The organism is Corynebacterium sp. HMSC034H07, assembly GCF_001815175.1.
Taxonomy (GTDB): Bacteria; Actinomycetota; Actinomycetes; order Mycobacteriales; family Mycobacteriaceae; genus Corynebacterium; species Corynebacterium hiratae.
The window spans coordinates 47570-62332 of record NZ_KV819542.1; the positions used below are offsets into that span (position 1 = coordinate 47570).

15 protein-coding genes and 1 riboswitch are annotated in these 14763 nt (G+C 63.6%); of the genes, 6 read left to right on the forward strand and 9 right to left on the reverse strand.

The window, feature by feature from the left end; translation table 11 throughout:
- Window positions 1–10: 10 nt before the first annotated feature.
- The 8 genes from dprA to rplS form a co-directional block, all read right to left on the reverse strand.
- Window positions 11–1189, reverse strand: a complete 1179-nt coding sequence (gene dprA / locus HMPREF3009_RS11350; protein ID WP_070682020.1) for a DNA-processing protein DprA — start codon at window positions 1187–1189, stop codon at window positions 11–13.
- A complete protein-coding gene (locus tag HMPREF3009_RS11355) occupies window positions 1186–2709 on the reverse strand; it encodes a YifB family Mg chelatase-like AAA ATPase (RefSeq protein WP_049155386.1) in 1524 nt (507 codons plus the stop codon). Before HMPREF3009_RS11355 ends, dprA begins: the two co-directional genes overlap by 4 nt.
- Window positions 2696–3133 (reverse strand): YraN family protein, encoded by a 438-nt coding sequence (locus tag HMPREF3009_RS11360; RefSeq protein ID WP_046648048.1) that lies wholly within the window; start codon window positions 3131–3133, stop codon window positions 2696–2698. The genes HMPREF3009_RS11355 and HMPREF3009_RS11360 overlap by 14 nt, the downstream gene beginning before the upstream one ends.
- Window positions 3134–3340: 207 nt before the next feature.
- Window positions 3341–3646, reverse strand: coding sequence for a DUF2469 domain-containing protein (locus HMPREF3009_RS11365; protein ID WP_005528899.1), 306 nt, complete (start codon window positions 3644–3646; stop codon window positions 3341–3343).
- Between the two features lie 87 nt (window positions 3647–3733).
- Window positions 3734–4375 carry a ribonuclease HII gene (locus tag HMPREF3009_RS11370; protein WP_070682023.1) on the reverse strand — a complete coding sequence of 214 codons (642 nt, stop codon included), beginning with the start codon at window positions 4373–4375 and terminating at the stop codon, window positions 3734–3736.
- 5 nt (window positions 4376–4380) lie between these two features.
- Window positions 4381–5082 carry a signal peptidase I gene (gene lepB / locus HMPREF3009_RS11375; RefSeq protein ID WP_070682026.1) on the reverse strand — a complete coding sequence of 234 codons (702 nt, stop codon included), beginning with the start codon at window positions 5080–5082 and terminating at the stop codon, window positions 4381–4383.
- Window positions 5060–5755: a signal peptidase I gene (gene lepB, locus HMPREF3009_RS11380; protein WP_158396197.1), complete on the reverse strand. Its 696-nt coding sequence runs from the start codon at window positions 5753–5755 to the stop codon at window positions 5060–5062. The genes lepB (HMPREF3009_RS11375) and lepB (HMPREF3009_RS11380) overlap by 23 nt, the downstream gene beginning before the upstream one ends.
- Window positions 5756–5990: 235 nt before the next feature.
- Entirely contained in the window at window positions 5991–6335 is a 345-nt protein-coding gene (gene rplS / locus HMPREF3009_RS11385) for a 50S ribosomal protein L19 (protein WP_046648044.1), read from the reverse strand.
- A gap of 173 nt (window positions 6336–6508) precedes the next feature.
- Window positions 6509–6623: riboswitch (TPP riboswitch) on the forward strand.
- Here rplS and thiC point away from each other — a divergent pair.
- The 6 genes from thiC (at window position 6619) to HMPREF3009_RS11415 (ending at window position 12271) form a co-directional block, all read left to right on the forward strand.
- Window positions 6619–8421 (forward strand): phosphomethylpyrimidine synthase ThiC, encoded by a 1803-nt coding sequence (gene thiC / locus HMPREF3009_RS11390; RefSeq protein ID WP_046648043.1) that lies wholly within the window; start codon window positions 6619–6621, stop codon window positions 8419–8421. (Overlaps the previous riboswitch by 5 nt.)
- On the forward strand, window positions 8414–9064 hold the full coding sequence (locus HMPREF3009_RS11395) for a thiamine phosphate synthase (protein WP_049155381.1): 651 nt from the start codon (window positions 8414–8416) through the stop codon (window positions 9062–9064). The genes thiC and HMPREF3009_RS11395 overlap by 8 nt, the downstream gene beginning before the upstream one ends.
- The gene (gene thiO / locus HMPREF3009_RS11400; RefSeq protein WP_070682029.1) at window positions 9061–10206 is read left to right on the forward strand and encodes a glycine oxidase ThiO; all 1146 of its coding nucleotides are present in this window, start codon (window positions 9061–9063) and stop codon (window positions 10204–10206) included. The genes HMPREF3009_RS11395 and thiO overlap by 4 nt, the downstream gene beginning before the upstream one ends.
- Complete coding sequence (gene thiS, locus HMPREF3009_RS11405; RefSeq protein WP_070682032.1) at window positions 10203–10400, forward strand: sulfur carrier protein ThiS; 198 nt, start codon at window positions 10203–10205, stop codon at window positions 10398–10400. The genes thiO and thiS overlap by 4 nt, the downstream gene beginning before the upstream one ends.
- Before the next feature lie 7 nt (window positions 10401–10407).
- Window positions 10408–11187 (forward strand): thiazole synthase, encoded by a 780-nt coding sequence (locus tag HMPREF3009_RS11410; protein ID WP_046648040.1) that lies wholly within the window; start codon window positions 10408–10410, stop codon window positions 11185–11187.
- A 25-nt stretch (window positions 11188–11212) separates the two neighbouring features.
- Window positions 11213–12271, forward strand: a complete 1059-nt coding sequence (locus HMPREF3009_RS11415) for a ThiF family adenylyltransferase (protein ID WP_046648039.1) — start codon at window positions 11213–11215, stop codon at window positions 12269–12271.
- On the opposite strand, the gene HMPREF3009_RS11420 is transcribed toward HMPREF3009_RS11415, so the two are convergent.
- On the reverse strand, window positions 12268–14433 hold the full coding sequence (locus tag HMPREF3009_RS11420; RefSeq protein WP_070515664.1) for a YhgE/Pip domain-containing protein: 2166 nt from the start codon (window positions 14431–14433) through the stop codon (window positions 12268–12270). The genes HMPREF3009_RS11415 and HMPREF3009_RS11420 overlap by 4 nt on opposite strands.
- Between the last annotated feature and the right edge of the window lie 330 nt (window positions 14434–14763).

Genomic DNA, 14763 nt, shown 5'->3' on the forward strand with positions numbered 1-14763 from the left:
ATGAGTGTACTCAGGTGCGCTGCCACATCGCGCCCGAGCGCGTTATCCCCCCCATCTTTTGCATCGCCACGAGCAGGTGGATGGTCAGCGCCCCCCGCATTCCCGCAGCAGCCGCGATATCCTCCGCACTCGCTCCTTCCTCCGCGCTTTCCGGCGGAGTGGAGTCATACACTTTGAGCTCATTGCGGGACAAGCGTTGTACCGGGGTTGGCTGGAACTCAAGTTCATACTGACCCGCAGCGTCTACTTCCCCGACTTTGCCCACGAGTCCGCGTACTTCATCGACTGAGGCCACCAGTTGCGCTCGCCCATCCTGGATGCGTTGGTGGCACCCCAAGGACCCAGACGTCGTGACTGGGCCCGGTACCGCCATGGCAACCCGGCCCAGGGCCTCCGCCCAGTTCAGCGTGTTTAACGCACCAGAACGAAACCCGGCTTCCACCACCACGGTGCCGCTGGTCATCGCCGCCACGAGGCGGTTGCGGGACAAGAAGCGGAAGCGCTGTGGCCGTGTGCCCGGCGCGAACTCGGACACGATGCACCCATTCCCGGCGATCCTGTCAAAGAGACGCGCATTGCGCGCCGGGTAGGAAATGTCGATACCGCAGGCTGCTACCGCGACGGTCTGCCCACCTGCGTCGAGAGCTGCCTCGTGCACCGCTGTATCAACCCCCACTGCCCCACCGGACACCACGGTCCATTGGTGCGCTGCGAGGCCACCAGCCAGAAGTGAGCCCACCTCCCAGCCGTACCGGCTCACGGCGCGCGTGCCCACCAGGGCAACGGATTGGGCTACCGCTTCGCGCAGGTTCCCGCCGCGAACCCAGAGGCTGTGGGGCGGGACTGCTTGGTCATCAAACGTCGCCGGGGCATCGACGAGCCCCTGGTGGTAGAACCCAAAGGCACGGGCAAATTCCTCCCCGGGCCACTCCGCGTCATCGAGTGTGATGAGCCGGGCTCCGACCGCCTCTGCGGCGGCGAGGTCTTCGTCTTGTCGTAGCCAGTCCCGCCGCGATGCCGTAGCCTGCCGCAGGGGTCCGATCCAGTCCTCTCCCTTATAGATTCCTCGCGCTATCTCCTCAGCCGGGTATTGGGTCAGCAGACCGTGGAGGGTTGGTGAGGGTCCTTCCACCACGCGGTTGAGGTAGGCCCAGGTGTGACGGCTGGTCGACACGTTGAGTTCGCTCATGCGGCCAGCCTTTCGATCGTGTCAGCGCCACGGAGATCGAGTGCGCGGCTGACGTGGTCAAGCTCAGGACGGGCGGTTCCATCGAGGTCCGCCAACGTCCACGCCAAGCGCAGCACACGATCCACCCCACGCTGGCTGAGCTCCCCTTCAGCCAAGTAGGCAGCAAGCATAATCATGGCCGACTCCGCTGCTGGGCGATGACGTCGCAAGTAGGAGGCGGACACGGCGCCATTGACTACGCTTCCCAGCCCATCGGCCTCCCAGCGCGCCTTCATCCGTTCCCTGGCAGCGGACACACGTTGAGCAATGTCTGCGGAGGTTTCCTCCCCTTCTGGGTGCAGTACCGCGGATTGCCCAGACAAAGACACAATGATGTCGAGGCGGTCGCGCAATGGGCCCGAAAGGTTGGATAGGTAGTTCATCCTGTCTGCTGCCCGGCATTCGCAGCGTGACGGTTCCTCAGCGCCACAGCGGCACGGGTTCGCAGCCAACACCAGTTGAAAGCGGGCGGGAAAAATTACCTCGCGGCTAGCCCGAGTCAGGCGCACCTGTCCTTCTTCCAGCGGTGCGCGCAAGCTATCCAGTACTTGCGCCGGAACCTCGCTGACCTCGTCGAGAAAGAGCACTCCATGGTGCGCCAGACTCACCGCACCTGGCCGCGGGCGCCCCGATCCACCGCCAATCAGCGCGGCCCTCGTGACCGAAGCGTGCGGCGCGATGAAGGGCGCCCGGGAAATCGCGGTGCCAACGGCTCCCGCTACCGAGTGGATCGCGGTAGCCTCCACTGCTTCTTCCGTGGTCAAGCGCGGAAGGATGCCCGGCAAACGCGAAGCAATCATCGATTTGCCGGAACCGGGTGGCCCCACCATCATCACGTGATGGCCGCCAGCCGCGGCAACCTCTGCTGCCCACTTGGCTTCCCGCTGTCCGGCTACTTCGCTGAAGTCTGCAACCTGTTCACGCGCGGGCGCCGCAGCGTGCGTGATCAGCTGCGCGTCCGGCAGGCAATCACTCCCGCATACCCAAGCGAAAGCATCCCAGAGGGTTTCGGCAACCAGCACTCGCATGCCGGGAACCAATGCTGCTTCCGCCGCATTACCAACCGGAATGATCAGCGTGTCATAGCCTTGCGAGCGCGCCGCCAGAATCGCCGGGATGATGCCGGAGACCGGGCGAACCTGCCCGTCCAGTCCCAACTCGCCGAGCACGAGCGCCCCGCTGAGCCGACTTTTCTCGCTCTGGCCTGCCGCTAAGATAGCCAGCGCCATGGGGAGATCGAAATGTGCGCCGGCCTTGGGCAACGATGCTGGTGACATGGACACCACGACCTTTGTTTTCGGCCACGGTAGGTGCGAGTTGCTCACCGCGGTCCGGATGCGATCCCGCGACTCCGAAATCGCGGCATCACCCAGTCCCACCACATGGACACCGGGAAGCCCGGGACCCACGTTGGCTTCCACGGTGACCACCCTGGCCAGCACGCCATCCAGCGCAATCGTGTCGCACCTACCGAGAGCCATGGTCAACCCCCTGGAAATACTCCACGTCGAAGGCCTCCCCCTTCTCAGCCCCTGTGGACACGAGCCCGAGTACATCAAAGCGAACCTTGCTTAAGGGCTGGGTAGTACTCCGCCTTGCGCTCAGCCACTGCGCGGCAGCCTTGCGAAGGCGCTTTAGCTTGCGCGGTGTTACAGCTTCAGCCACCCCAAAGTTGCGGCTTGCGCGGGTTTTAACTTCGCAGAAGACGATGGTTCCATCAGGCTCGCGCACAACGAGGTCGAGCTCGCCCACACGATAGTGGACGTTCGCGGCTATCACCTGAGCCCCGCGCGCTCGGTAGAAGTCAGCGGCGAACTTCTCCCCCGCTTTCCCCAGTGCATCCGCAGGGCGGATGGTCTGCCCCACGCTCGGTGAATGCACGGAAGTCGCTAGATTTTTTGTCATTATGGTGCTCCTTGGAATTGAACGTGTACACAACACGCCGCAAGCACGACACAAGACAATTCCTGTGCCGCACACCCCCTTACGGCACTTCCAGAACACCTCACTCGGCATCCCTCTGGCGAGAGCTTCGAGTCTCGCCACACGAAATCTGTGGATAACTAGTCCGGACTCACCACTTCATTGGCACCCGCACCCCGCACATGAGCTTTACTCTGGGAGGACAAAGTCCGGCTTGTCCAGCTCTTCAATGTTGACGTCCTTGTAAGTGATCACACGGACGTAGCGCACAAAGCGCGCCGAGCGGTACATATCCCATACCCATGCATCGGACATACGGACCTCGTAGTAGACGTCCGGCCCCGATGTATGCGGAATGAGCTCGACCGCGTTGGCCAGGTAAAACCTGCGTTCGGTTTCCACCACATAGGAGAATTGGCTGACTACATCGCGGTATTCGCGGTACAGCGACAGCTCGACTTCAGCCTCGTAGTTATCGAGTTCCTCAGCGCTCACGGTGTGCTTCTCCTTCGCTCACAATCAACCGGGATCACGGTGTCACAGATTGAGCACCAGCTTAGTTCCCGCACCCCGCCTCAGGCTTCAGGCGCGCGCGAGGAATTGCGCATGAGCCCCAGCAACGTTGCGATAACTCATGCGGTGCTCCGGCGTCGCTCCCAACTGCACGATGGCCTCTTGGTGTGCGGCGGTGCCATACCCCTTATGCGATTCCAAGGCATAGCCCGGGTAGCGCTGCGCGAGCTCATCCATCAAGCGATCACGAGACACCTTGGCCACAACGCTTGCCGCAGCGATGCAGCGTGCGGCAGTATCACCGCCGATGATCGGCAGTTGCGGGGTGGGCAGGCCGGGGACGAAGAGGGCGTCGCTCAGCACATAACCCGGACGAACCTCAAGTTGCGCCACGGCACGGCGCATTCCCGACAGATTGGCGTGCTGAATGCCAAACACATCAATATCCTTCGCTCCCACGTGCACCACCGACCACGCCAGGGCGCGGCGTTTGATCAGCGGCTCCAGCTTCTCCCGGGCCGCCGGCGTGAGCTTCTTCGAGTCATCGAGCCGCTCCAAACCGGGAATGATGCGATCGGGCAAAATGCACGCGGCAATCGTCACCGGCCCGCAGCAGGCCCCACGCCCGGCTTCATCCACCCCCGCGACAGGCCCCAGCCCCGCCTTGGAGAGCGCAACCTCATAGGTTCTCTTCTGTTTGAGACGGCGCATAGCGTTTACACCGGTTGAACATCGATAGTCTGGGCGCGGCTGAACGGCATCATCACGGCGGAAACCTTCCCGCGCACGTTCTCCACGGGTACGGTGCCCTGCAGTTTGTCTCCGAGGTGCGCGCGCGAATCCAGCGAGTTTGTGCGGTTATCGCCCATGACCCACAGGTGACCCTCCGGGACCGTGACGGGACCAAAGTAGGCGCCACCGCAGGCCTGCGAGCCCACGCGTTCATCAACAGGTATCTCCGGCGGATTCAGAACGAAGTCCTGGTTGGTGGGCTTGCCATCCACCATCACGGCTGGATCCCCCTCCTGGCATGACACGGTCTGCCCGCCGGTGGCGATGACTCGCTTGACCAAGATGTTGTCGCCGTTGGGAACGAGCCCCACGGCGGCACCAAGGTTTTGTATGCCGCGCAGGAGCACGTTGCGGGAACGCTTCACCTCAAAAGACGTGTTCCACGAGTCTGGCCCGGAAAAGACCACGACCTCCCCAGGACGCGGGTCGTTGAAGTAATAGCTCACCTTCTGCACGGCGATGCGGTCATTCGTACATCCCGGGCAGCCATGCAGTGTGGGTTCCATGGAGGAGGACGGGATGAGGTACATCCTGCCCACGAAGGCCTGAATCAGCGCCAGCGCCACGAAGGTAACTGCCAGCGCCCATAAGACATCGCGAATTCTAAGACTGGATGTCCGGGTCATCGACTCCACCGATGCGGTTGAAGGGGAAGAAGATGAACATCACCTTGCCGCGAACGTTCTCCAGCGGGATAGTTCCTTGGTACTCGTCCTGCATGTGATAACGCGAGTCCGCGGAGGCCGTGCGGTTATCTCCCATTACCCAGATATTTCCCTCAGGCACGGTCACGGGGCCAAAATACGCGCCGCCGCAGGCGTAGGAACCGGTGGTCTCATCAACGCGATAGGTTGGCGGATCCTGCACATAATCCTGCTCAATAGGCTTGCCATCCACCATGACTGCCGGATCCCCCTCCTGGCAGGACACCGTCTGGCCACCGGTGGCAATGACGCGCTTTACCAAGGTGTTCTCGTCGGGCGGGGTGAGCGACACGTAGCTCAGGGCATCCTGGATACGGTGGATCACCGGGTTATCGGAGCGTGGCGACACCCAATTGCTGTCCCAGTCCGGGGTCCCCTTAAAGACCACGACATCACCAGGCTCTGGGCTCTTGTCGCCGTAATAAGAAACCTTCTCGGTGAAGATACGGTCGTTGTTACACCCTTCGCAGCCGTGCAGTGTCGGCTCCATGGAGCCGGACGGGATGACATACTGCCGGCCCACGAAGTTCTGGAAAACTCCAACGACCGCGAGCACACAGACCACCACGATGACAGTCTCCAGCAACCAAGGCATCTGCTTCTTGTCCTCAGTTGGGGATGCCGCGCTTTCCGACGCCTCTCCCCCAGCGCCCTGGGAACCTTCAGTAAAGTCGTTTTCTTTTTCCACGGACTAAATCCTAGCAATGTGTCTTATCCTCACGGGCCTTGTGGGCCCCGCGCGGCGCGCGCTAGACGGATGAAACCAAAAAGAAAGCCCTTCACCTTTCCTCGCGATGAGGATAAGGCGAAGGGCTGTGACGCGCTGTAAATTAGCGGCGCTCCTTGATGCGGGCCTTCTTGCCACGCAGGTCGCGCAGGTAGTACAGCTTGGCGCGGCGGACACGGCCGCGGCGGACTACCTCGATGGAGGCAATGTTCGGGGAGTGAACCGGGAAGGTACGCTCAACGCCGATGCCGAAGGAAACCTTACGCACGGTGAAGGTCTCGCGGATGCCGTCGCCCTGACGGCGGATGCAGACACCCTTGAAGAGCTGGGTACGCTCGGTGCTGCCCTCGATGACCTTGACGTTGACGTCAAGGGTATCGCCCGGGCGGAAGGACGGGATATCGTCGCGCAGCGAAGCTGCATCAACCTTATCAATGAGGTTTGCCATTGGTGTTTTCCTTTTCAGTTTAAGACAGAGGACCCTGGCGCCACCGCGAGGCGGCTGACCGGTTCGTGCCTATTACACAGAACATCGCTATCTTTCCACACCCCACCCCCGCAGAACAAATTGCCCCAAACGCCTGACACCTGCCCACCGGGGGCTCTAAGGTGGGTGACGCACTGATACCCCACGGGTGCCCACGGGAAGTGGGCTGAGAGTGGCGCTGATACCGCGCCTGCACCGTTCGAACCTGTCTGGTTAGCACCAGCGAAGGAAGAGAGGAGCAGCCATGACGGCTACCCATAACCCCATCCAGTCCACCGACTCCGGCGAGATCCACCCCAAGCACTCCTACTCCCCCATCCGGGAGAAAGGTCTGGAGGTGCCCGAGACCGAGATCCAGCTGGATGATTCCCCCACAGGGCCCAACGAACCCTTCCGCATCTACCGCACGCGCGGCCCGGAGTGTGAGCCTGAAGTAGGCCTGCCGGCCCTGCGCGCCGAATGGATTGCGGAGCGCGGAGACGTTGAAGAGTATGAGGGCCGCGCACGCAACCTTGCTGACGATGGCCGCTCGGCCGAGCGCCGCGGTGCGGCTTCCTTGGAGTGGAAGGGGGAGCGTCGCCAGCCGCTGCGTGCGAAGGAAGGCAAGCGCGTTACCCAGATGCACTACGCACGCCAGGGGATCATCACCAAGGAGATGGAGTTCGTGGCTCTGCGCGAGCACTGCGACCCAGAGTTCGTGCGTTCCGAAATTGCCCGTGGCCGCGCCATTCTGCCTAACAACGTCAACCACCCCGAGTCGGAGCCGATGATCATCGGCCGGAAGTTCCTGACCAAGATCAATGCCAATATCGGCAACTCCGCGGTGACCTCCTCCATTGAGGAGGAAGTATCCAAACTGCGCTGGGCCACCCGCTGGGGCGCGGATACCGTGATGGACCTCTCTACCGGTGATGACATCCACACCACCCGCGAGTGGATCCTGCGCAACTCGCCGGTTCCCATCGGCACCGTGCCCATCTACCAGGCGCTGGAGAAGGTAAACGGCGTCGCAGAAGACCTGACGTGGGAAATCTTCCGCGATACCGTCATCGAACAGTGCGAGCAGGGCGTGGACTACATGACCGTTCACGCCGGCGTGCTGCTGCCCTATGTGCCGTTGACCACGAACCGCGTCACCGGCATCGTGTCCCGCGGCGGCTCTATCATGGCGGGCTGGTGCCTGGCACACCACAAGGAGTCCTTCCTCTACGAGAACTTCGACGAACTCTGTGAGATTTTTGCGCGCTACGACGTCGCATTCTCGCTCGGCGATGGCCTGCGCCCCGGCTCCCTAGCGGATGCCAACGACACCGCCCAGTTCGCCGAGCTCAAGACCATCGGTGAGCTCACCCGGCGCGCCTGGGAGTATGACGTCCAGGTCATGGTGGAAGGCCCGGGCCACGTCCCGCTCAACATGATTCAGGAAAATAACGAGCTCGAGCAGGACTGGGCTTCGGACGCTCCCTTCTACACGCTGGGCCCGCTGGTCACCGATATCGCCCCGGGCTATGACCACATCACCTCCGCCATTGGCGCGGCGCACATCGCCATGGGTGGTACGGCCATGCTGTGCTACGTCACCCCGAAGGAGCACTTGGGGCTGCCCAACCGCGATGACGTCAAGACCGGCGTCATCACCTATAAGCTTGCCGCCCATGCCGCCGACGTGGCCAAGGGCCACCCAGGTGCGCGCGCCTGGGATGACGCGATGAGCAAGGCTCGCTTTGAGTTCCGCTGGCACGACCAGTTCGCGCTCTCCCTCGACCCAGACACCGCGCAGGCTTATCACGATGAGACCCTGCCCGCGGAGCCGGCGAAGACCGCGCACTTCTGTTCCATGTGCGGCCCGAAGTTCTGCTCTATGCGCATCAGCCAGGACATCCGAGATACCTTCTCCGACTCCCTTGGCATGCCAAGTTTCCCGGGTAAGGACGCCATCGATCCCGAGGTTGTGGCCGCTGCCCGTGCCGGTGAGAAGCAGATGTCGGAAGAGTTTAAGGCTCAGGGATCTCAGCTCTATCAGGAGGAAGAAACCACGCATGCCTGATCTTCGCTGCTACTTCGTCACAGGTGCAGGCACGTCTGCGGAGATCGTGCGCATCGCTGCCGCAGCGGCCCGGGGCGGTGCCGGGGTGGTACAGGTGCGCTCCAAGCCGATTTCCGCCCGCGACCTCTACCATCTGGGTCGAGAGGTAGCCCGCGCGGTGGCACAGGCCAACCCAGAAACGCGCGTGCTTATCGACGACCGCGTGGACGTCGCCGCCGCCCTACGCCACGCCGGCGAGCCGGTGCACGGCGTGCATGTTGGCCAGGACGATCTGCCCGTGGCCGCCGCCCGCGCGTTGTTGGGGCCGGATGCGATTATCGGTCTGACCACCGGCACCCGCGAGTTGGTCGAGGCTGCCAATGACGTCGCAGATGTCATTGACTACATCGGCTGCGGCCCGTTCCGCGCGACCCCAACGAAGGACTCCGGCCGCTCGCCGCTGGGACTTCACGCCTACCCGGAGTTGGTGAAGCTCTCCCGCGTACCGCTCGTGGCTATCGGTGATGTCACTGCTGACGATGCCGCCGATCTGGCGGCAACCGGCGTGGCCGGCCTAGCCGTCGTGCGCGGCATCATGCACGCCGAGGACCCGGAAGCCTACTGCCGCGAGCTGCTTGCCGGTTTTGATGAAGGTGCGCGATGACTACTAGCTCTGAATCCTCAGTCATCGTCGTCGGCGCGGGCGTCATCGGTCTGGCCACCGCCGTGGAACTGGCCGCGCGGGGCTTTAAGGTCACGGTGCTGGATCCGGCGCCAGCCTCCGGAGCTACCCACTTCGCCGGCGGCATGCTCGCCCCTGCCGCCGAGGTGGTCTACCAGCAGGATCCTCTCTTCCCGCTGATGCGTGCCTCCGGCGCGTGGTACCCAGAGCTTATCGATCTGGTTGCCGCCCACACGGAGGTCCCCACTGGCTACCGCGCCGAGGGCACCCTTGTCATCGCCGCCGACCGCGCGGATGCTCAGCACCTCACCGAGCTGGCGGATTATCAGTCCCTCCACGGCATGGAGGTCGAGCGCATCACCGTGCGCGAAGCCCGGCGCGCCGAACCGTTGCTGTCACCACGCTTGGCCGGGGCCGTCAGCATCCCGGGTGACACGCAGGTCTTCCCCCGCCAGTGGACAGCTGCCCTCATCAGCGCTGCCCAAGCACTCGGTGTGCGTTTCTTCCGTACGGCAGCGCAGTCTATTGACGCCGCCACTGGCGTCGTGAGCACTCCCGCAGGCCAATTCCACGCCGACGATGTGGTGCTCGCAGCAGGCCTGGGAGCACGCGACATCGACTGGGCAGCCTCGGCTGGGCTCCATCGCTCCCCGCTCCACCTGCGCCCAGTATACGGAGATATCCTGCGACTGCGCGTACCGGACGAGCTCCAGCCGCTGCTCACCCGCGTGGTCCGCGGTTTCGTGGAGGACCGCCCCATCTACCTCATCCCCCGCGGCGATGGCACCCTCGCGGTCGGCGCTACAACCCGCGAGGACACGCTTGCCACGGCCCAGGCCGGCGGTGTCTACGCGCTGCTTCGCGACGCCATCCGCATCCTCCCCGCCATCGAAGAATGCGAATTCCTCGAGGCCAGCGCGGGTGCCCGCCCTGGCACTCCGGATGACTTGCCGTATCTCGGCCGCGTCAGCGACAAGCTCATCATCTCCACCGGCTATTTCCGCCACGGCATTCTGCTCACGGCCCTAGCCGCGCGCTGCACCCGCGAGCTCATCGAAGGCACCGCACCGAGCATTGATCTCGCGGCCTGCAGCCCCCTACGACACCTCAAGGAGCAACCATGATCCTCATCCTCAACGGCCAGCCCTATGACACGGCAGCAGACACCGTCGCCCAACTACTGGAAGAAAAAGGCATCAACGCCGACGGCACCGCCGTGGCACTGTCCGAGCAGGTCGTTCCACGCTCGCAGTGGGAGTCCACCCCACTCACCGAAGGCGCGACCGTGGAAGTCCTCACCGCTGTTCAGGGAGGCTAGAAACTACATGCTCACCATCGCCGATACCACCTTTTCTTCCCACCTCATCATGGGCACCGGTGGGGCCACGAGCCATGAGGCCTTGGAGCGCGCGCTCGTCGCCTCCGGAACCGAGCTGACCACCGTGGCCATGCGCCGCCACGCTGGTACCCGTGACGGTGAGAGCATCTTCGACCTGTTGCGCCGGCTGGGCATCGCTCCGTTGCCCAACACCGCCGGCTGCCGCACCGCGCGCGAGGCCGTGCTCACCGCCCGCATGGCCCGCGAGGCGCTGGGGACATCCTGGGTCAAGGTAGAAGTCATCGCCGACGAGCACACGCTCCTGCCCGATGTCGTGGAGACCCTCGACGCCACCGAACTGCTCAGCGCCGAAGGTTTCACCGTGCTGGCCTACACCAGCGACGATCCCGTGGCCGCCCAGCGCCTCGAGGATGCGGGCGCTGCGGCCGTCATGCCGCTGGGCGCCCCCATCGGCACCGGGCTGGGCATCCTCAACCCGCACAACCTCGAGCTCATCTGCTCACGTGCCTCGGTGCCCGTGCTTGTCGACGCCGGCATCGGCACCGCCTCCGATGCCACCCTCGCCATGGAGCTCGGCTGCTCCGGCGTGCTGCTCGCCAGCGCAGTCAACCGCTGCCAAGATCCGGAAGCCATGGCCACCGCCATGCGCCACGCCGTCGAAGCGGGACGACTCGCGCGCAGCGCCGGTCGTATCCCGCAGCGCGAACATGCCCAGGCATCCTCCACCTTCGAGGGCCTAGCCTCCTGGGCCGACCAAGTTCTCTAGGCCCGTGACGCAGTTGACTGGATCCATGCTCAGCAAAGATGAACTCGCCCGCACCTCGCGCCAGCGCCTTCTACCAGGCTTCGGTGACGCGGCGCAGGAGCGGCTCCACGCGGCGCACCTGCTCGTCGTGGGCGCCGGCGGGCTGGGCTGCCCGGCTCTCCAGCAGCTCGCGGCGGCAGGCATCGGGCGCATCACGCTCATCGATTCCGATACCGTCGATATCAGCAACCTGCACAGGCAGGTGCTGTTTGGTGCGGGGGACGTCGGCAAGCCCAAGGCCGAGGTAGCCGCCGCGCGCGCCCGCGAGCTTGCCCCCGAGCTGCAAATCACCGCGCTCAACGCGCGGCTGACTTCCTCTACTGTTCTTGACCTCTGCGCCGAGGCCGACCTCGTCCTCGATGGCTCAGATACCTTCGACACGAAGTACCTCGTCGCAGACGCCTGCGAGCTCACCTCTACCCCGCTGGCTTGGGGAACCGTGCTGCGCTACGGCGGGCAGGCCGCGCTGTGGCATTCCGGTAAGGACTGCGCTGACGGGCGCGGGGTGGGCTTGCGTGATCTCTTCCCCGCCCCGCCGGAGGGCGAGGCGCTCGAGTGCTCCACGGCTGGGGTCCTGGGTGCTACGACGTCCGTCATCGCGGGGCTCATGGCCACCGCGACGCTGGGCTGGTTGGGGAAGCTTCCGCACCATGAGGAGCTGCGTGGCCGTGTTACGTCCTATGAGGCGCTGCCCGGTAGTTTCCGCACGCTCACAGTCGGCCCGGATCCTGCGCGCCCGCTGGTCAGCACCTTGCCCGGAGAGCGCAGCTTTCCGCCTGAGCTTCGCGACGGCCACGCCGCCCTCCTCGATATCTCCGAGAACACCGGCTTTCCTGATGCCACGGTGTCACTGCCCTGGCATACCGTCACCGATGATGATGCCGTGCGCCGTGCGCTCGCTTCGTGCTCTTCCGAACTGGTCTACGTTGCCTGCCCCTCCGGTGGGCGCAGCGCTGGCTTCGTCCTACGCTACGCCGATCTGGCAGCGGATATGGGCATCGAGCTGCGTAACCTTCCGGGTGGGCTCGCGTCTCGCGATTACTAGGCGTCGACCACCGCCGGAGCGCGGAAGAGGTGCTCGTCCACAATTCGGGCGGTGCCATGGTGGCGAGCCCGGAAGACCACGCAGGAAGCCACCAGTGCGAGGGCAGTCACAATAAACAACACTGCAATACCGGCCCAGAAAGTTCCGTCGTGGATGCCGTCGGTGGCGCGGGTAAAGGCATTCTTCGCATAGGACATCGGGTGGAAAGGATGCAGCATGCTCAACGGGCGCGGAATCGCCGCCACCGGCCATACACCGCCGAAGACCATGATGCCCAGAGCGAACGCACCTACGGCGAAGATGGCGCCGATCTTGCGTCCAAAGGTGACCAGGAAGAACTGGTAGGTCGCCGCCCCCACGGCGGCGATGGCGGCGATAACTAGCAGCATCATCGGCCAGCTCGCCGGTGACCATCCCATCATGGAGGACATGAAGGCCATGAAGGCTAGGACGAGGAAATTCAAGCCCGCCACGACTCCAAAGGCTGCGAGGATACCGCGCACCGGGCTCGTGGCCGACTCGCCCCGGCGCCCCAGGTAGTACGGCAGTGTCATGGCAACCAGCAGCATGACGAGGAATCCGAAGACGAGCACGAAGAGCATCGATACGCCACCGGTGATGTTCTTCTGGGTTGGATCGACCGGGTCGACCACCGTCTGCACTGGGTGAAGGTTGGAGGAGGTGAAGTTGATGGGCACGGCCATGTTCTGCGCAGACGTATCCGGCTGGGTAATGGAGGGGGCCTTGGCGGCGCCGTCGGCAAGCTTGGTGGCCAATTCGTTCGAGCCCGCCTTGAGCTGGTCCATGCCATCCTTCAACTCCGTGCCACCGGCGGCGAGCTGGCTCGTGCCATCCTTCAACGTGCCGGTGCCCTCGTGCAAGCGGGAAGCACCGTCCTTCAGCTGGGCGGCACCGTCGCTCAGTTCGCCAACACCCGCACGCAGCTGCTGGGAACCATCGGACAAGCGGTGCGCACCGTCATTAAGAGCCATCATGCCGCCCAGGTACTCCGAATTGGGATCAGCCAGGTTGTAGTAGAGCTGGCCGGTGCCGGCAGAAAGCTTCTCCAACTGCGCCACCATGTTGCCGCTGGCGGCCGGGTCCAGCTTGGAGACCAGTGAATAAAGCTGCTCAGCTTGTTGGTGCATGCCGAGGCCGCGGAGGACGTCGACAAGCTGCAGGAGTGCCGGGGCCACAGCCTGCGCCTGCTTGAGCACCGGGATGAGCATGCCCGTGAGCTGGTTAACACCGCCGTCGATCTGACCCGCGCCATCCGCTAGGCGGCCGGTGCCGGCAAGGAGTTTGTCGGAGCCGTCGGCAAGCTGGGCGGCGCCATCATCGAGCTGCGCGGCGCCATCGCTGAGGCGTCCTACTCCGTCATTCAAGCGGTTCGTGCCGTCCAGCAGCTGGCCCGTACCGTTGTTGAGATCGCCCGCGCCGGCGTCCAGCTTGGCGATTCCCTCGACCGCGCGCCCGCCGCCTTCCTGCAATTTGCCCGCACCCTCATCGAGACGGCCGGCGCCCTCCGCCGCGGTGCCTAGGCCGTCGCTGAGTTTGTTGAGACCTTCGATGACCTGGTCGGCGTATTTCTTGGAAATCGCATTTTCCACGCTGGTCTGGACCTGCGGGATGAGGCTGGAGGAAATCACCGAGCCATTCGTGCCGTAATAATCATTGGTGGCGAAATGAATCTCCGGTTTGACTGGTTTATCGCTGATGATGGTGACGGCCTGCTCGGAAAAGTTCTCCGGGATGGTCACCACCATGAGGTACTTGCCCTTGAGCAACCCCTCGTCCCCATCGTCTTTGCTGACCTCGGCGAAGTTCAGGTACCCCGTCTCCAACAGGCCTTCGACGACCTGATCACCGTAATTGGTGTATTTGCCCTGCTTCTCGACGCCCGCATCCTCATTCACCACCGCCAGGTCAATGTTGCGCATGTACTTTGACGGGTCCCACATGGCCCACATCATGGTGCCGGCGACGATCAGCGGTGCAACGAGAAGAAAAACGATGAGCACGCGCGACACGGTACTCGTGGGGCGCCAATCCAGGACGCGGTGCCAGCCCATGGCTTCGCTGTCGCGGGTCGCAGCACTCCCCTCATTCGCCCGACCAGGCGAAGAACCATTCTTCCGGTCTTCTTCAGTCTCACGGCTCATTCCCGCCTCCTTATAGTGATAGCTCAGGTCCGCTTCTAACCCTCTGTCCAGGCATATTCGACGAAAGAGCGAGCATGAGCGAGACCGCTAGATCGTTTGTTTCACCAAACATACCACTGGAGGAGTTGACGACATAAACTTATTATCATTCGTGCCATTGCGCCCCGTCCAGTTTTTTCGCGTGGATTACGAGCTCGGGGCTGCGTTTGGCCGTGTGGGTGCTGGCCATTCCCGCGTGAGATCCAAGTTATGAGGCACATGAACAGGGCGTTTTCTCCTCCGGTTGCGAGGCATTAAGGCCTGTTTTAGTCTCTGTGCCCATGGGGGATA